At 65.6% G+C, this 15003-nt stretch carries 18 protein-coding genes and 1 tRNA gene; 7 read left to right on the top strand and 12 right to left on the bottom strand.

Features of this window, described 5'->3' with window-relative positions; all coding sequences use genetic code 11:
• Nucleotides 1-4 precede the first annotated feature (4 nt).
• The gene (locus tag AC07M1_RS14875) at nt 5-463 is read right to left on the bottom strand and encodes an ASCH domain-containing protein (RefSeq protein WP_495163406.1); all 459 of its coding nucleotides are present in this window, start codon (nt 461-463) and stop codon (nt 5-7) included.
• A 47-nt stretch (nt 464-510) separates the two neighbouring features.
• Entirely contained in the window at nt 511-1185 is a 675-nt protein-coding gene (locus tag AC07M1_RS14870) for an HAD family hydrolase (RefSeq protein ID WP_495163405.1), read from the bottom strand.
• A 96-nt stretch (nt 1186-1281) separates the two neighbouring features.
• Here AC07M1_RS14870 and AC07M1_RS14865 point away from each other — a divergent pair, with 96 nt between their 5' ends.
• The 4 genes from AC07M1_RS14865 to AC07M1_RS14850 are packed head-to-tail and all read left to right on the top strand — an operon-like array spanning nt 1282 to nt 4821.
• Complete coding sequence (locus AC07M1_RS14865) at nt 1282-2388, top strand: ABC transporter permease (protein WP_495163404.1); 1107 nt, start codon at nt 1282-1284, stop codon at nt 2386-2388.
• Nucleotides 2388-3221 (top strand): ABC transporter ATP-binding protein, encoded by an 834-nt coding sequence (locus AC07M1_RS14860; RefSeq protein ID WP_495163403.1) that lies wholly within the window; start codon nt 2388-2390, stop codon nt 3219-3221. Before AC07M1_RS14865 ends, AC07M1_RS14860 begins: the two co-directional genes overlap by 1 nt.
• A gap of 8 nt (nt 3222-3229) precedes the next feature.
• The gene (locus AC07M1_RS14855; protein WP_495163402.1) at nt 3230-4201 is read left to right on the top strand and encodes an MlaD family protein; all 972 of its coding nucleotides are present in this window, start codon (nt 3230-3232) and stop codon (nt 4199-4201) included.
• A gap of 8 nt (nt 4202-4209) precedes the next feature.
• Complete coding sequence (locus AC07M1_RS14850; RefSeq protein WP_495163401.1) at nt 4210-4821, top strand: ABC-type transport auxiliary lipoprotein family protein; 612 nt, start codon at nt 4210-4212, stop codon at nt 4819-4821.
• Here the strand turns inward: AC07M1_RS14850 and AC07M1_RS14845 are convergent.
• Genes AC07M1_RS14845 through AC07M1_RS14830 form a run of 4 tightly spaced genes read right to left on the bottom strand, consistent with a single transcriptional unit; the run spans nt 4766 to nt 9559 of the window.
• On the bottom strand, nt 4766-5920 hold the full coding sequence (locus tag AC07M1_RS14845) for an ABC transporter permease (protein WP_495163400.1): 1155 nt from the start codon (nt 5918-5920) through the stop codon (nt 4766-4768). The two genes, AC07M1_RS14850 and AC07M1_RS14845, sit on opposite strands and share 56 nt — an antisense overlap.
• Nucleotides 5917-7056, bottom strand: coding sequence for an ABC transporter permease (locus tag AC07M1_RS14840; RefSeq protein WP_495163399.1), 1140 nt, complete (start codon nt 7054-7056; stop codon nt 5917-5919). Before AC07M1_RS14840 ends, AC07M1_RS14845 begins: the two co-directional genes overlap by 4 nt.
• Nucleotides 7053-8087 (bottom strand): HlyD family secretion protein, encoded by a 1035-nt coding sequence (locus tag AC07M1_RS14835; protein ID WP_495163398.1) that lies wholly within the window; start codon nt 8085-8087, stop codon nt 7053-7055. The genes AC07M1_RS14840 and AC07M1_RS14835 overlap by 4 nt, the downstream gene beginning before the upstream one ends.
• Nucleotides 8084-9559, bottom strand: a complete 1476-nt coding sequence (locus AC07M1_RS14830) for a TolC family protein (protein ID WP_495163397.1) — start codon at nt 9557-9559, stop codon at nt 8084-8086. The genes AC07M1_RS14835 and AC07M1_RS14830 overlap by 4 nt, the downstream gene beginning before the upstream one ends.
• A 426-nt stretch (nt 9560-9985) precedes the next feature.
• On the opposite strand from AC07M1_RS14830, the gene AC07M1_RS14825 reads away from it, so the two are divergent.
• Nucleotides 9986-10459 carry a GNAT family N-acetyltransferase gene (locus AC07M1_RS14825; protein WP_495163396.1) on the top strand — a complete coding sequence of 158 codons (474 nt, stop codon included), beginning with the start codon at nt 9986-9988 and terminating at the stop codon, nt 10457-10459.
• A 6-nt stretch (nt 10460-10465) separates the two neighbouring features.
• On the opposite strand, the gene AC07M1_RS14820 is transcribed toward AC07M1_RS14825, so the two are convergent.
• Nucleotides 10466-11326: a peptidylprolyl isomerase gene (locus tag AC07M1_RS14820; RefSeq protein WP_495163395.1), complete on the bottom strand. Its 861-nt coding sequence runs from the start codon at nt 11324-11326 to the stop codon at nt 10466-10468.
• 85 nt (nt 11327-11411) lie between these two features.
• Here AC07M1_RS14820 and AC07M1_RS14815 point away from each other — a divergent pair.
• Nucleotides 11412-11502 (top strand) — tRNA-Ser (locus AC07M1_RS14815).
• Between the two features lie 313 nt (nt 11503-11815).
• Here the strand turns inward: AC07M1_RS14815 and AC07M1_RS14810 are convergent.
• Nucleotides 11816-12307 (bottom strand): DUF6916 family protein, encoded by a 492-nt coding sequence (locus AC07M1_RS14810; protein WP_495163394.1) that lies wholly within the window; start codon nt 12305-12307, stop codon nt 11816-11818.
• 151 nt (nt 12308-12458) lie between these two features.
• Between AC07M1_RS14810 and AC07M1_RS14805 the strand changes: the two genes are divergently transcribed.
• Nucleotides 12459-12758, top strand: coding sequence for a DUF6916 family protein (locus AC07M1_RS14805; RefSeq protein ID WP_495163393.1), 300 nt, complete (start codon nt 12459-12461; stop codon nt 12756-12758).
• Here AC07M1_RS14805 and AC07M1_RS14800 read toward each other — a convergent pair.
• From AC07M1_RS14800 to AC07M1_RS14785, 4 genes are read right to left on the bottom strand one after another with little or no spacing between them, the layout of a single operon-like run.
• A complete protein-coding gene (locus AC07M1_RS14800; RefSeq protein WP_495163392.1) occupies nt 12755-13270 on the bottom strand; it encodes a GNAT family N-acetyltransferase in 516 nt (171 codons plus the stop codon). The two genes, AC07M1_RS14805 and AC07M1_RS14800, sit on opposite strands and share 4 nt — an antisense overlap.
• A gap of 16 nt (nt 13271-13286) precedes the next feature.
• A complete protein-coding gene (locus AC07M1_RS14795; RefSeq protein WP_495163391.1) occupies nt 13287-13814 on the bottom strand; it encodes a phage tail protein in 528 nt (175 codons plus the stop codon).
• A 12-nt stretch (nt 13815-13826) separates the two neighbouring features.
• Nucleotides 13827-14330, bottom strand: coding sequence for a phage tail protein (locus AC07M1_RS14790; RefSeq protein WP_495163390.1), 504 nt, complete (start codon nt 14328-14330; stop codon nt 13827-13829).
• 10 nt (nt 14331-14340) lie between these two features.
• Nucleotides 14341-14910, bottom strand: coding sequence for a phage tail protein (locus tag AC07M1_RS14785; protein ID WP_495163389.1), 570 nt, complete (start codon nt 14908-14910; stop codon nt 14341-14343).
• Nucleotides 14911-15003 lie beyond the last annotated feature (93 nt).

The following is a 15003-nucleotide window of genomic DNA, read 5'->3' as shown; positions in this document are numbered from 1 at the left end:
AGGTTCAGGGCAGCAGCACGACCTCGAACCGTTCACACGCGATCAGCAGGTCGTCGTCGACTGAATAGCCGCTGTCCGCCAGCACGCGCTCGTAATAGCTCCGGTGCGCGTCCCGCCACCATTCCAGCGTCAAATCACCTTCGCCTTCGGTGCGGGCGAACTCCGCATCGACGTCGCCGAATCTGTGGATATCGACCGATGTGGTCCGGATCACCGCGCGTGCCTCACCGTTCCAACCGGTGATCACCGCATAATCGCCGGCTTTGGGCATTGGGATATTGTCGCGTTCCAGTTCGGCGAGCGACGATGCGGTCGCGCGCTTCTGCCCCGCGACGACCAGATCGGCGCAAGCGTCCGCATCCTCCCGATTGTCGCAGAAATGATAGACGGCCTGCGCTTCGACAGGCGCGGATGGATCGATAAGGCGGTAACGCTGCCACAGCGCGGATACGGACGGGTTCATGCGCTTGCGCTATCAGCGGAATCCAGCGCCCTCAACCAGGGGCGCTGTCACCCCTCCCAGTCCAGCACGGTCCATCCCCGCGCCGCCGCCAGCTTTCGCAGCGGCCCGTGCGCGTTCACTGCAAACGGTTCGTCCGCCCATTCGAGTACCGGCGCGTCGGAGACATGGTCGCTGTAGAAGCGCACCCGCATGTCGTTCCGCGCGATGCCCTCGCGCGCCATCCACGCCTCGATCAGGCGCAGCTTGGCGGGGCCGTAGCAATTCTCGCCCTCGATTCCTGCCAGCACGTTGCCGTCCGCGTCGCGCCGCGCTTCGGTCGCGATCACTTGTGTGATGCCCAGTCGCGCGGCGATGGCGCGGGCGTAATAGCCGTGGCTCGCCGTTGCCAGCACGGGTTCCCAGCCCGTGGCGCGATCCGCCTCGACTCGCGCGCGCGCATCCGAAAACATGTTGCTCGATGCGACGCCGTCGGCGAACGCCTCGGCCACAGCCTCAAGATCCGTCGGAGGGATCGTGCGGCCAAGCATCAGCCGATGGGTCACTTCCTTGAGCTTTGCGCGGTCAATCGCCTTGGCAAGGTAGAGCAGCGAGGCGATCCCCGCCGCGGGCAGCAGCGCCAGCCGCCATGGCGCGCGGGCCATCGCCGCATGGATCAGGAACGGCGTCCACGTCGCCTTGCGCGTGATCGTCTTGTCCATGTCATAAATTGCAACACTTCGCATCGGAACCTTCGGCGTGCTTCCGGGATTGGGTTGAGAGCGAAACATCTGTAAAGGCAAGCGCTTGCCGTTCCAGTGCCAATCAATCATGGAAGAGGGATGAGCGCGCCAGCCGACTTCCAGCACGACGCGGCCAATGGCGGCACGCTCCGCTTCAGCGGTAATCTCTCGCTTCGATCGATTGGGGACCTGCCTGATCGTCTGGCGGCGGTGAGCGGACCGGTCGAGCGGCTCGACATGTCGGGCATCGACCGAATCGATACCGTCGGCGCCTGGCTCGTCCATCGCTTCGCGCGTGATCATGGCGCCACGGTTTCGGGCCTCAACTCCGATTCTCAGCATCTGTTCGATCAGGTCGCGGACGCCGATCAGCCGATCGAAATGCCGCCGGCGCCCTATGGTACCTTCAAGCGGCTGCTGGCCGAAGTGGGTGAAGCGGTGATCCAGGCGTTCAAGACGCTGCACGGCCTGCTCGGTTTCATGGGCGCGACCGCGATGGCGTTCGGCGCGGTGATCCTCAACCCCAGCCGCTTCCGCTTCCACGCGACCGTCCACCGGTTCGAGGTGGTCGGCGTCTCCGCGCTCGGCATCATCGGGCTGATGAGCTTCCTGATCGGCATCGTCATCGCGCAGCAAGGCGCGGTGCAGTTGCGCCAATTCGGTGCCGAGGTGTTCACGATCAACCTCGTCGGACGCATCACGCTGCGCGAACTCGGCATCCTGATGACCGCCATCATGGTCGCCGGCCGCTCCGGATCGGCCTTCGCCGCGCAGCTCGGCACGATGAAGCTGACCGAGGAAATCGACGCGATGCGTACCATCGGGGTCAATCCGATGGAGGCGCTGGTGCTGCCGCGCGTGATCGCGGCGGTGCTGATGCTGCCGCTGCTGGGCTTCTATGCCTCGGTCGTCGCGATCATCGGCGGCGGGCTGCTTTGCTGGATCTCGCTCGACATTCCGCCGATCACCTTCGTCCAGCGCCTCCGCGAAGTGGTGCCGCTCACCGACCTCTATGTCGGTCTGGTCAAGGCGCCGGTGTTCGGTGCGATCATCGCGATCGCCGGTTGCTATCAGGGGATGCAGGTTGAGGGCGATGCCGAACAGGTTGGCACCCGCACCACCACCGCGGTCGTCCAGGCAATCTTCCTCGTCATCGTGCTCGACGCCTTTTTCGCGGTGTTCTTCACCGAAGTGGGATGGAACTGATGGCCCCCACCTCCGCCAGCCCGACCTTTGATGGGGACGCGATCATCCGCGTGCGTGGCCTGCGCAACAGCTTCGGCGAACAGGTGGTGCACGAGGATCTCGATCTCGATGTGCGGCCAGGTGAGATCCTGGGCGTGGTCGGCGGGTCGGGTACCGGCAAATCGGTGCTGATGCGATCGATCATCGGCCTGCAGGAAGTGGATGCGGGCACGGTCGAGGTGTTCGGCGAGGACGCGCTCGATGTGAACGAGGCCGAGGCGATCGAGATGCGCAAGCGCTGGGGCGTATTGTTCCAGGGCGGCGCCTTGTTCTCGACGCTGACCGTGGCCGAGAATGTCCAGGTTCCCTTGAAGGAATTCTACCCCGCGCTCGATCAGGCGCTGCTCGACGAGATCGCGGCGTACAAGGTGGTGATGACGGGGCTTCAGCCCAATGCCGGTCCCAAATACCCCGCCGAGTTGTCGGGCGGCATGAAGAAGCGGGCGGGGCTTGCCCGCAGCCTGGCGCTCGATCCCGAATTACTGTTCCTCGACGAGCCGACGGCGGGGCTCGATCCGATCGGCGCGGCGGCGTTCGACGAACTGACCCTGTCGCTCCAGCGTACGCTGGGCCTGACGGTGTTTCTGATTACGCACGATCTCGATACGCTCTATGCGATTTGCGATCGGGTTGCGGTGCTCGCCGACAAGCGCGTGATCGCGGTCGGCACCATCGATGAACTTCTCGCGCTGGATCACCCGTGGATTCAGGAATATTTCAACGGCCCGCGCGGCCGGGCGGCGGTCGGCAGCGTGGAACGGGCCGAGGCTCGTTCGAACTCTGAGGGGGCATGAGGCACTAGATGGAAACCCGGTCAAATCATGTGCTGGTCGGTGCGGTGGTGCTGATCCTGCTCGCCGTGCTGGCGTTGTTCACCGTGTGGCTCGCCCGGCTCAATACCGCCGCGGAGAAGGAGTATGATATCTTCTTCAAGCAGGCGGTCGACGGCATTGCCAAGGGATCGTCGGTCGCTTTCTCGGGTGTGCCTGCCGGGCAGGTGAAGGAAATCGCGCTGTTTCCGCCGGACCCCAGCCTGGTGCGGGTGCGGATCAGCGTGAACAAGGAAGTTCCGGTGCTTCAGGGTACCACCGCGACGATCCAGGGCGTCGGCTTTACCGGGGTCAGCCAGATCCAGCTCGACGGCGCGGTCAAGGGCGCGCCGCCGATCGTCTGCCCCGAGGTCGATCCGCGCAGCGTCTGTCCGCTCGGCGTGCCGGTGATCCCAACCAAGCAAGGCGGCCTCGGCGCGTTGCTCAACACCGCGCCGCGGCTGCTTGAGCGTCTGTCGACGCTGACCGAGCGGCTGACCGAGTTGCTCTCCGACCGCAACCAGGCGTCGATCGCGGGCATCCTCGAAAACACCGACAAAATGACCGCCGAACTTGCCAAGGGCGCACCGGACCTGCGCGCCGCGATCGGGGAGCTTCGCAACACGGTCAAGCAGGCCGGCTTCGCCGCCGAGCAGATCGGCAAGCTGTCTGGCACGACCGACCAGGTGCTGGCGAACGAGGTCGGCCCGGCGATGAAGGATCTGCGCAAGGCGATCGCGTCCGCCGACGGCAGTATGAAGGCGCTGGAGCGCACGCTGGGCAAGGCGGATGCCGGCCTGGACCAAGTGTCGGGCCGCACCATCCCCGAGGTCAACCAGCTGATCCAGGATCTGCGCGAGATGGCGATTGCGTTGCAGTCGGTCGCCGAGAAGGTCGATCGCGGCGGTGCCGGATCGCTGATCGGCGGACCGAAGCTGCCCGAATATGAACCCCGGAAGAAGTGAGTTCGATCATGAAGACGCTTCCCCTCGCGCTGGCGCTCCCGCTCATTCTCGGCGGCTGCATTCGCTTCGGCGCCGAAGCCCCACCCTCGCTGCTCACGCTGACGTCGGAGGTGCCGATCGCGGTGGGTGAGACCGCGAGCTCGGCGACGGCGAAGTCAATCAGCATCGGTGCACTGGGCGTGCCGCAGGAGCTAGCTGTGGCGCGGGTGCCGGTGCGCTCAAACGAGACGAACATCGCCTATCTCAAGGACGCGCACTGGGTCGAGCCGCCGAGCCGGCTGTTCGGCCGGTTGCTCTCCGACACGGTCTCTGCACGCACCGGCCGGGTGGTGCTGAGCCTACGCCAGTCACTTTCGGATCCGGGCGCTCGGCTGGGCGGCGATCTGCGGGCGTTCGGGATCGACGCCGCGACCAACGAGGCGGTCGTGACCTTCGACGCGACGCTGGTGCGCGATCGGCCCGCCGAGGCGAGTGGTGCGCGTCCGCCGCAGACTTTCGAGAAGCGCCGCTTCGAAGCGCGCGTGGCCGTGGCTGTGATCGATGCGGCGTCGGCCGGAACCGCGCTCAATCGCGCCGCCAATCAGGTCGCCGGACAGGTCGCCGATTGGGTTGGGCGCTAAGGGGCCGCGAGGCGCGGGTCGTCCGGAGATATCCGGCGAGGCCATAGACGAAGGCGAGCGCGGCAAGGCCGGCGAGTAGCGGTGCGACCTCGCGCAGCGACGCACCCATTTCGTTGAGGCGGACAAATGTCTGGGCGCCGGGCGTCGCGGGGGACAGATGCGCGAGCGCAGCCACCCAGTTGGGCATCGAACTCAGCGGCCAGGCCGTTCCCGCTAGGAAAAACAGGATGATCGAGGTCGGAATCAACACCTGAAGCGCTCGATCCGTGCGGTCGAAGACGCTGCCGAGCAGGATTCCCAGGGCGGCGACGGCGCTGGCGAACAGCGGGACGGCGAAGAGCAGGGCGGGGAGGTTGCCGGCGCGGGGCACGTCCTGGAACCAGTAGATCCAGCCGAAATAGAGCATCGCGCCGAAACAGCCGATCAGGGTGAGGCCGCACCAGGTGCCGAAAAACTCGGCGGTACGCATTGGCGGCAAGCGTTCCTCGCGCCGCCCCGCGACCAGCATCGCCGATCCGAACAACAGGGTCTGCTGAAGGATCACCGCCGCGACCGCGGGGAAGATATAGTCGGCATAGCCCTCCCGCGTGTTGAACAAGGGGCGTTCGACCACCTCGATCGGCGGATGGAGGTGCAGCCCCTCCGCCACCGGCCCCAGTCGCTGCATGCCGACCGCAAGCGCCGCCGCCTGGATCGCGCCGCCGATATCGCGCGCGCGGACGAGATAGGTGCCGTTGAGCCACAGCCCCATGCCGCCGCCGCGCGCGCCGGTGAGCAGGCTGCGGGTGAGGCCGCGCGGCAGCAACAGGATGCCGTCGGCTTCGCGCGCGCGCACGATCTGCTCGGCGGCGGCGACCGAGGGCGCCTCGGCCGCGATCCGTACCTCGCGTGCGTCCGACAGGTTGCGGATCAACTGACGCGTGAGCGGGGTCTGTTCCTCGTCCACCACGACCACGGGCAATTGCCGCGCGGTCTGATGCGCATAGGGGGCGGGGTAGTAGAAGCCGTAGAGGATGACCGCGAGTATGATGATCGAGGCCAGGGCGAAGTTGGAGGCGATGGCGCGAAACACCTGCGCGAAAGCGGCGGAGAAGCTCATGCGGTCGCCTCGGCCTCAGGGCGCTGGAGCAGCAGCAAGGTGAGCGCGAGCGGCACGACCAGATAGAGGCCGAGCGCGAGCAGCGCCGGCACTGCGTCCGCGACCGGCGTGCCGAGGAACTGGTCCATCTGAAGCCGCAGATAATGGGTGAAGGGCAGCGCCTGGCTCCAGCCGCGCGCGAACAGCGACCCGCCCTCGAGCGGGAGGGTGCCCCCCGAATAGGCGAGCGCGGAGCCGGCATAGAGTGCGCTCGCCGAGAAGGCGAAGCTCGGCTTGCGCACGCCCGTGACGAGCAGGACCGAGATCGCCATCGTCCCGGCGAAGAGCAGGATCTGGGCGGCTAGCGTCAGCATCAGGCTGCCGCCCATCGTCCAGCCGCGCACGCCGAGCAGCCAGATCATCCACACCGCCGCCCAGAGGCCAAGGAAGAGCAGATAGGGCGCGAACTTGCCCAAGAGCGCGGCGAGACCGCCGCCGGTCTCGTGCTTCCAGCGCGCGAGCGAACGTCCCTCCAGCTCGCGCCCAAGTGCCATCACCGCGACACAGGCGGTGAGGAGGTGCAGCACGGCGGGGTGGATAAGCGCCTGAAGATACCATTCGAAGCTGGTCTGCGGGTTGAACAGGATCGTCACCTGAACCGGCGGCGGATGGACGCGCATCGCGGGCAGACCGCGCGCGTGCAGCGCCGCCATCCCGCGGTCGGCGATCACGTCCTTGACCGCGCCGGAAAGACCGCTCGCCGCGCTCGCGCCGATGGTGAGGAAGGAGGCGTTGTAGAAGATGTGGATCGCGGGCGTCTTGCTGCGCGCGAGGCCGTCGGACGCACCCTTGGGGATATGCAGGACCGCCCAGACCTTGCCCGATCGGGCCAGCGCCTCGGCGGCTTGCATGTCGGCCGGGCGTTCGGCGATCGTCACCGAGGGCGCGGCGGCGACCGACCGCACCACCGCGCGGCTGAACGCGCTCTGCTCCTGATCGACGATCGCCACCGGCAGTTCGCGCGGTACGCCCTGAATCAGCATCGCTGCGACGATCACGATCGCCAGCGCCGGGAACAGGGTGACCATCGCCAGATCCCAGCGATTGCGCATCAGATGCGCCCATTCGCGGCGGAAGGCGGCGGCAAAGCCGCTCATTGCGGCCAGGTGAAGAGCACGCTCATGCCGGGGCGCAGGCCCTGGACCGGCCGCTGGGGCTTCAGCTTCACCTCGAAGCTGCGGACATCGAATCCGGCGGATTGCCGTGTCGCGCGCCAAGTCGCGAAATCGCCCTGCGGGCTGATATAATAGACGGCGAAGGGCACGCCGGTAAGACCGAGCGCGGGGATATCCCCTTTGACGACGCGGCCCTTGGCGAAGCCCATGTAGCTGTCCTCACGCACGTTGAGCGAGACCCAGGGATTGGCGGTGTCGATAATCTGATAGACCGGAACCGCCGGGCCGACGATCTCGCCCGCTTCGGCGAGCCGCTTGACCACTTCGCCCCCGATCGGTGCGACCAGGCGCTTTTCGGCCTGAAGCGCGTTGGCGGTCGAGACTCCGGCGGCGGCGACCTGGACTTGCGCGCGCGCCGCCTCTTTCTCTTCCGCGCGCGCGCCCGCGACCGCCTTCAGATATTGCTGGCGCGACGCCTCGGCGTTGCGCGCGCTGGCGTCGCGTGCCGCGCGCGCTTCGTCACGGCGCTGCGCGGCAATGACGCCCTCGGCATAGAGATTGTCCGAGCGCCGCGCGGTGACGGCGGCGAGATTGGCGGCGGCCTGCGCGGCCTGCCAGATCGAATGGAGCGAGGCGATGTCCTCGCGCCGCGCGCCGGTCTGCGCCATCGCCTCCATCGCTCGCGCCCCAGCGAGCATCCCTTCGGCCTGCTGCTTGCCAGCGTCGAGTTCGGGACTGGCCAAGGTCGCGAGCAGGGCACCCGCCTGCACGGTCTCGCCCGGCTTGGCGATGAGCTGCTCGACCCGCGCCAGCGCCTTGGTCGCGACATTGACCTGTTCGGCGTCGACCATGCCCTGAAGCTGGGACGGCCCCGGTCGCGCGGCGACCCACAGGCCAAGCGCCAGCAATACCGCGATCCCCAGCAAAGCGGCGACGAGGAGGCGCATTCGGTTGCCGCTCTTCGGTGCTTCCGGGGCGAAGGGCGGTTCGACGGTTTCGGGTTGATCGGTCATGGGGCTGCGATCCGGTCGGCGCGGGCGAGATAGTCGGGGAAGCTGTCGCCGCGATTGCTGGCGGCGAGCAGCGCGGCCAGCGTCACCACATATTCATAGGCGGCGGCGATCCGCTGGGTCTGGGCCAGCGTGAGTGCGTTGCGCGCGTCGATCAGCTGGCTGGCGGTGCCCTCGCCCTCGCGAAAGGCAATGTCCTGCACCCGCAAATTCTCTTTCGCCGCGACGATGTTGGTATCGAGCAGCAGGAAGGAGCGGCGTGCGGCCTCGGTCAGGTTATAGGCCTGGGTCGTCTCCAGCTCGATCGTCTTGCCCGCCTCACGCGCGGCTTCGGCGGCGGCGGCCTCACGCGCCTGGGCGGCGTTGAGGGCGTGGCGGCGGCCGACATTGGAGAAGAGCGTGTAGCGGACCCCGACGCCGACGATCCAGTCGGGGTCGACCGGGATGCTGTCGTTGCGATTGAGATTGTAGGACCCGAAGGCGAAGGCCTGGGGCCGCAGCCGGGACTTGGCGAGATCGGTCCCGGCGCCCGCCATTTCGCGCGCGGCATTGGCCGCCAGCGATTGCGGGTGATTGCCGCTGGTCGCGCTGGCGAGGAAATCGGGGAGCGGCGCGGGCGAGCCGGTGTTGACGAACAACGGCGTGGTCGGCCGCACGCCGCCATCGGCATCGAGCAGCCGCGCGAGCGTGTCCGATGCGGACCTGGCCTGCATCTCGGCGCGTTCGACCGCGCGCTGGGCGGTGTCGCGCGCGACCTGAACCTCCAGCACACGCGCCTTGGGGATCACGCCTTCACGAAACAGGCTCTGCGCGTTGGCGAGATGACGGTCGAGGCTGTCGCGCGTTTCGACCGAGGAAGCGAGCAGCGCGGCGGCGAGTTGCTGCCCGAAATAGGTCTGGACCAGCCGGATCTGGGCGAGGTCGCGGACGCCGGCCTGTTTGGCGCGCGCCAGCGCCGATGCCGCCGCCGCACCGCGCTGGGCGGCCGGGATCGCGCCGCCCGAATAGAGCGGCATGACGGCGGTGAGATTGGGGCGCAGCACGGTGTCGCGCGTACGGAAGTCGAGCTGGTCGGGGATCAGCCCGAGCAGGCCGGGCAGCGCCTGTTCGATGCGTCCGGTGACCTGCTGAACTACCCCCTCGAACCCCGGAAACTGCGCGGGCAGGCCGCTGAGAAAATCGCCGGCGGCGGTGTCGAAGCTGTTCTTCTGGCCGGTCAGGTCGATCGACAGCGATTTCTGATAGGTGATGACCGATGCCGACGCACTGACCAGCGGGCGGTTGAGCGTCCGCAGCGACGCCTCTTGCTCCTCGCTCGCCCGGACATCGAGCGACGCGCCCTTGAGCGTCGGCGAGACCGTTTCGAGGCGGGCACGGGCGGCATCGAAGGAAAGCGCGACCGGTTCGGTCTGGCCGAAGGCGGGTGCCGCGACGAGCGGCACCAGGATCGCGGCGATTGCTGCCTCCCTCAGCACGGGGCCCTGTTCATATGCACCGGGATCATCATGTAACGCATGGCACCTCGCGCTGTGATCCGAGGTCGGATGTTCGTTCTGTAGTGAGTCCGGGCTATTCCCTGTCCATGTTGGCGTCAAGGGCGAGCGGACGGATCGCGAGTGGAGTCCACATAATGATTACCGTATATGTCTCGCTTGACTGGGATGCGGTAAGTTACGTCATGCAAATACCAATATAATACATGATAATGACAGAGGAATACTTATCGAAATGGGTAACCTTCCCTGGCCGTTGCCAGAAGGTTTGATGGATCCCGCGTTCTTTCTCCCGAGATGCGACTGAACGGACGGTGGCGCGTTGGCCTCGCGGTGTAGCTGCGGCACATGGGCTGTCGCGGACGATTATTGTTGTTTGGACTAGAGATGATGCTGGATTGGCGAGCGATGACTGAGCGCGATCTCGCGCGGATGGACGCGCTCACGCGGATCGCCCATGAGGAATATTGGGAAGATACGGCGATCTTCGCCGCCTGTTTCCGCCTCTATCCGGCGGGTTGTCATGTCGTTGATGCAGGGGACGGGGAACTTGGCGGCTATCTGATCGCGCACCCGGGCCGCTTCGATACGCCGTCGGTGCTGCATGTGCCGCTCGAGCGGCTGCCCGAACCGGCGGACTGCTATTATCTCCATGACCTTGCGCTGGCGCCGGTGACGCGCGGGCACGGGCTGGCGAAGGCGGCGGTGGAGATCGTCATCGCCGATGCGCGCCGCGCCGGACTCGACACCATCGCGTTGATTGCGGTGGGCGACGCGCATGACTTCTGGCGCCATCAGGGGTTCACCGAGATCGGCGATGGGCGGGTCGATCCGGTCAAGGGCTATGGCGACGAAGCCCGCGCGATGATCCGCAGGATCTGATCCGCGTCAGGGTGCGCGGCGGACCGGCGGCATGACGTTGCAGATGTCCGCGCCGCCCGAAGGCAGGTTGAAGAAGGGCGGTTCGCGATTCTCGCGCGACTTCATCCAGGCGGCGAAGCGCACATTGTCGGCGGCGCGATACTGGAAGCGCGGGCGTTCGGCGGCGGGCAGTTCGCTCGCCAGCCGCACGTTGACGATCGGGAGATACTGGCTCTTGTCCTTGTAGAGGCCGAGTCCGCCCTCAGTGCCGCGCGGGAGCGACGAGAGATGCTCGATCCCCTCCAGCACGCGTCCTACGATCGCGATGTTGCGATCGAGATGGCGCGGGGCGTGGCCGATCACCGCATAGAGATCGCCGCCGCTCCCAGTGCTCGGCGCCATGTCGCGCGCGACGCCGACCATGCCGTAGCAATGCGGCAGCCAGGCGACCTTGCCGTTGGTGGCGAGCGGCCAGCCATCGGCGCTGTGCCCGGCGGCGATGGAATAGGGATCGGTGCGGGTGAGCTTCGTCACCGCATCGTAGCGCGGCCAGTCATATTCGGCGGGCGGCTGGGCGATCACGCTCGCGGGCAGCGCCTTCTTCTCGGTCGGGTCGCCCCATTGCACGACATAATTGTCGTGGACGCGATAGACGCTCTCGCCATCCCACCAGCGCGCCGCGGCGAGCTTGCGGATGTTGGCGACATGCACCGGCGTGTAGCGCGGGGCGAGGCGGATATAGACGCGCCGCTCGCCGGCCAGCGTCATCACCAGCAGCTCGTCATCGGGGACCGCGCGCCAGTCGGCAGGGAGCGGGTCGGATGGTTTGGGCGCCGGGGCGGGCGTGGCGCCTGCCTGAAGCAGGGCGGCGAGAAGGGGGGTCAGCATCGTCGCAGGCTGGCACGGCGCCGCGGCGCGCGCAACGCTTGCGGAGAGCCGCGCAAGTCACTAGGGCAGCGCCTCCTGGCAATGCGGAGCGGTGGCCGAGTGGTCGAAGGCGCTCGCCTGGAAAGTGAGTATACGTCAAAAGCGTATCGAGGGTTCGAATCCCTCCCGCTCCGCCATTCTATGATGTAGAATGCTGATTCATAACGATAAAGATCTGTGCTGACGGCCGGGGCCTGTCGCGCGCTGACTCTGTCTTTCGGCTCCGCGAGCTGAAGACGCTGCTTGCAGCATCAAATCGTTGCAGCTGATTCTGCGTGGACGCCGGAAAGCGATCCGGTTTGGGGATTCCAACCTTCCCGTTCGAAATCCGCTAAAACCGATGGCGGTTTTGCGCCCTTGGCAATCGCGCCGCTTCTAGGATTTAAGCACAGCCGGACAGCGGTGTGCACGGATGCCATTCACCGCTGTGGCGGGTAGCGATGCGGGCGCTTAGTTAAGAAGTGCCGAGAGAACGCCCTTGCCTTGAATCTCGCTCGACATACCAAGGAACAGATCGAAATCTCCCTTGGTGGCATGTGAGATCTGGTAGGTTTTGCCGCCGACGGGCGCTTGGCGGGCGTCCATCTGAAAGGTCGCATAGAAAGGCTGCCGCCGCCCCAAGGCCGTCGGCCGCGACGCATCGGCGATCCGTTCCAGGCTGGCGAGCGTGGCAACCACCTTGCCGGTTGGTGTGGATATCTGGAACGACGTGCCGACGAGCTTGTCCCATTCACTGGCTTCGGAAGCGGTGAGCGGAGGGCCGGCCGGAGTGGCGCCGGTGGTGGGCACAACCACGCTGCCCGATTGCCCGGCGCCATCGCAGCCTGCAACTGCGGCACCGGCAATGACGGCCAATCCCCCGACCACGAAGCGACGACGCGAACTGTCAGTCATTGTTTCGTACTTTTCAAATGGCCAGGCCCGAATGCGACGATTGCGCATGGCCTTTCCCCCAGAGCCGTCCTTATCATCTGCTTGGCCGCTCTGCACCCCGTGAATCGGTACGGCCCCGGTTCAGTGTGGGATTGGCGTCTCCCGCATGGCCTGCTTAATGGCGTGCAACGCCGCGCGCTATGGTTGGGAAGGTTGAGTGATGAGAACGGATGCCGTTCCTGGGCTGAGATTCAGCGATTTCGAGGGACGTATCGGCGAGATTTTCGCGATCGGAACGGAAATCGGTGTGCAGACGCTTGAACTTGTCGATGTTGCGCGCGTGCCGGAGTCCCCTCGCCCGGAAGGCGGATTCAGGCTTGAGTTTGCCGGAGCGTCGGAGCCCAGGCTGCCGCAGGCGATCTATCGCTTCGTACTCGGCGATACCCCGCATGAGATTTTCATCGTCGCGATCGGCTATCGACCCGAAGGCGGGCTGCGCTACGAAGCGGTCTTCTTCTAAACCTGACGGATGGCGCGGGGCGTGCCATACTCCATCAGTTCGTACACTCCCTTGTCTTCGGTGACCACGAAGCCAAGGCGATGATAGAGCCGCCGCGCCGGGTTGAACTTCTCGACGTGGATCGAAACGCCCCTAGCCTGCGTTTCCGCCCACGCGATCACGTCGCGCAGGATTGCCTGGCCCATTCCTTGTCCGCGCACCGCCGACACGAGCGATATATCGACGATCCGCACCTCCAGTGGCCAGATATCGACATAGAGGCGTCCAGCCGGGACACCGTCGCGTTCCAGGATCAGGCGTTCGGCGTTCGGATAATAGGTTTGATAGTGGTGATGCTGAGCGCGGTGCTGCTGCACGAGGAAGGCGTGCTTCTGCGCTTCGGACCAGCCGCTTAGCGCCAGTTCCGAATCACGCGTGGAAAGATAGAGCGCTTCGATGAAATCGAAATCGTCAGTCGCATATGGACGATAGGCAAGCCCATAGGGCGCAGCGGCACGGAGAGGCGGTGGCATGGCGCTTCGAGCTAGATCAATTGCGCGCCGGAAAGACGCCTTGCAACGCGATGCAGAAGTAGAAGGTCAGGTAGGGCTGCATGTTATTGTGGGGGGCGCTCCCGCCCGCGGGTGAGAGTGCCTGGGGCGACATCGAAACCAGGTTGGAGTTGGTGGTATTTTGATACAGCGAGCCACCCGTCGAAGTGGACAGCGTAACGCCGTTCGCAAGCGTGCCCTGGGTGGCGTCCTCCACGGAGCTGCGCAGGGTGTGCGAATGGTTCGGGATTTCCGATTCAAGCAGGGTGACGGTGTCACTGCCGCCCGTCTCGCCAAGCATGTGCAGCGAGAGGCCAGGGCCCTGGCCCGGATGCATCGGCGCGCGGCCCTGCAGATCGGGAAGCGCGAACGTACTCTGACCGTTGCCGCCATAGGTGGTGCCCAGCAACGAGAACAGCGCGGTATTCTGCGAAAGCGGCAGCAGTTGTCCATCGCACCACGCCCAGCCCCTTGGCGCGAAGTTGAACGGAAATATGCGAATCTCGGCGACGAAGGGATCGGCCATGGTTCGTTCCTGTCAGTTCTGGCTGGGGAAGATGCCGAACAGCGAGATGATATAGTTCAGGCAGAGATAAGGTTGGAAATTGGTATGCGGTTGGCTGCCGCCGATCGTGGTGATCGAGGTCGCGGCCATCGCGGTGTCAGGGGCCTCGCCCGAATAGAGCTTCACCAGCGTCGAGCTCGCAAGCACGTTGTTGCTGGGGTTCGCTTGCGATCCGTTGCCCGAGGCACCCCGCATGGGATGTGAGTGAGACGGGATCTGGTTGATCGACAGCGTGACCTCTTCGGCGCCGCCGGTCGCGGCGAGAGCGTAGCTATTGCCCTGGTGAAGAGGCAGGCGACCGCGCAGATCGGGTAGAGCGAATGTGCTCTGGCCATCGCCCCCATAGGTGGTGCCGATTAGCGCGAACAGCGTCTCGTTTTCCGAGATCGGCAGGAGCTGCCCCTCGCAAAACATCCATCCCGCGGGGGCGAAGTTTCCGGCGAAGATGCGGAGCTCGCCGACATAAGGTTGTGCCATGGGCTTTTCCTCAGTTCGGGGACGGAAAAATGCCCGTCAACGCGATGCAATAGCTTAGCGTCAGGTAGGGCTGCATATTCTGATGGGCTTGGCTGCCGCCGTTATTGGCCACGGTTGCCGGGTTGAGCGCGACCGCACTGGGCGTGAACCCAGTCGAATAGGGGTTGCCGGGTTCCGCCGCGAGAACATAGCCGGTGCCGCCGAAATTCGGGTTCACCGCATTGCCGTTGGCATAGGAGGCCCGCAGCGCGTGCACATGAGTCGGAATCTCGCTGATGCTCAGCGTATGCGCTTGTTCGCCGCCTTGCTGGCCGAGGAAATAGCCGTTGCCGACATGGATCGGTACGCGGCCGCGCAGATCGGGCAAGGCGAAGGTCGTCTGACCATTACCGCCATAGGTGGTGCCGAGCAGCGAAAACAGCGCTTGATTCTGATTGATCGGCAGAAACTGGCCGTTGCACAGTGCCCAGTTCTTCGGCGCGAAGCCGAACGACATCAGTCGGATCTCCGACAAAAAAGGTTCTGCCATCGCCCGTAATTCCCCGAAGCCCCGGATGGCGACGTAACCGAAATGAACCAAACTGACCATAGGGCTTGGACGCGCATAGTCCCGCGTTGAGGCGACCTCGATCCGTTCCGCGTGTGGGCGCGCGGAATGTTACTGCCGCCTTGA

It is taken from the genome of Sphingomonas sp. GW821-FHT10C01, from assembly GCF_059415525.1.
This window is presented reverse-complemented; position numbering and strand designations above follow the sequence as displayed.

What these genes read in the sequence shown, in the direction of transcription:
- AC07M1_RS14865 (WP_495163404.1), top strand. Translation starts at nt 1,282, where the DNA reads ATGAGCGCGCCAGCCGACTTCCAGCACGACGCGGCCAATGGCGGCACG.
- AC07M1_RS14840 (WP_495163399.1), bottom strand. Translation starts at nt 7,056, where the DNA reads ATGAGCGGCTTTGCCGCCGCCTTCCGCCGCGAATGGGCGCATCTGATG.
- AC07M1_RS14810 (WP_495163394.1), bottom strand. Translation starts at nt 12,307, where the DNA reads ATGCGCAATCGTCGCATTCGGGCCTGGCCATTTGAAAAGTACGAAACA.
- AC07M1_RS14855 (WP_495163402.1), top strand. Translation starts at nt 3,230, where the DNA reads ATGGAAACCCGGTCAAATCATGTGCTGGTCGGTGCGGTGGTGCTGATC.
- AC07M1_RS14820 (WP_495163395.1), bottom strand. Translation starts at nt 11,326, where the DNA reads ATGCTGACCCCCCTTCTCGCCGCCCTGCTTCAGGCAGGCGCCACGCCC.
- AC07M1_RS14805 (WP_495163393.1), top strand. Translation starts at nt 12,459, where the DNA reads ATGAGAACGGATGCCGTTCCTGGGCTGAGATTCAGCGATTTCGAGGGA.
- AC07M1_RS14860 (WP_495163403.1), top strand. Translation starts at nt 2,388, where the DNA reads ATGGCCCCCACCTCCGCCAGCCCGACCTTTGATGGGGACGCGATCATC.
- AC07M1_RS14875 (WP_495163406.1), bottom strand. Translation starts at nt 463, where the DNA reads ATGAACCCGTCCGTATCCGCGCTGTGGCAGCGTTACCGCCTTATCGAT.
- AC07M1_RS14835 (WP_495163398.1), bottom strand. Translation starts at nt 8,087, where the DNA reads ATGACCGATCAACCCGAAACCGTCGAACCGCCCTTCGCCCCGGAAGCA.
- AC07M1_RS14790 (WP_495163390.1), bottom strand. Translation starts at nt 14,330, where the DNA reads ATGGCACAACCTTATGTCGGCGAGCTCCGCATCTTCGCCGGAAACTTC.
- AC07M1_RS14795 (WP_495163391.1), bottom strand. Translation starts at nt 13,814, where the DNA reads ATGGCCGATCCCTTCGTCGCCGAGATTCGCATATTTCCGTTCAACTTC.
- AC07M1_RS14800 (WP_495163392.1), bottom strand. Translation starts at nt 13,270, where the DNA reads ATGCCACCGCCTCTCCGTGCCGCTGCGCCCTATGGGCTTGCCTATCGT.
- AC07M1_RS14845 (WP_495163400.1), bottom strand. Translation starts at nt 5,920, where the DNA reads ATGAGCTTCTCCGCCGCTTTCGCGCAGGTGTTTCGCGCCATCGCCTCC.
- AC07M1_RS14825 (WP_495163396.1), top strand. Translation starts at nt 9,986, where the DNA reads ATGACTGAGCGCGATCTCGCGCGGATGGACGCGCTCACGCGGATCGCC.
- AC07M1_RS14870 (WP_495163405.1), bottom strand. Translation starts at nt 1,185, where the DNA reads ATGCGAAGTGTTGCAATTTATGACATGGACAAGACGATCACGCGCAAG.
- AC07M1_RS14850 (WP_495163401.1), top strand. Translation starts at nt 4,210, where the DNA reads ATGAAGACGCTTCCCCTCGCGCTGGCGCTCCCGCTCATTCTCGGCGGC.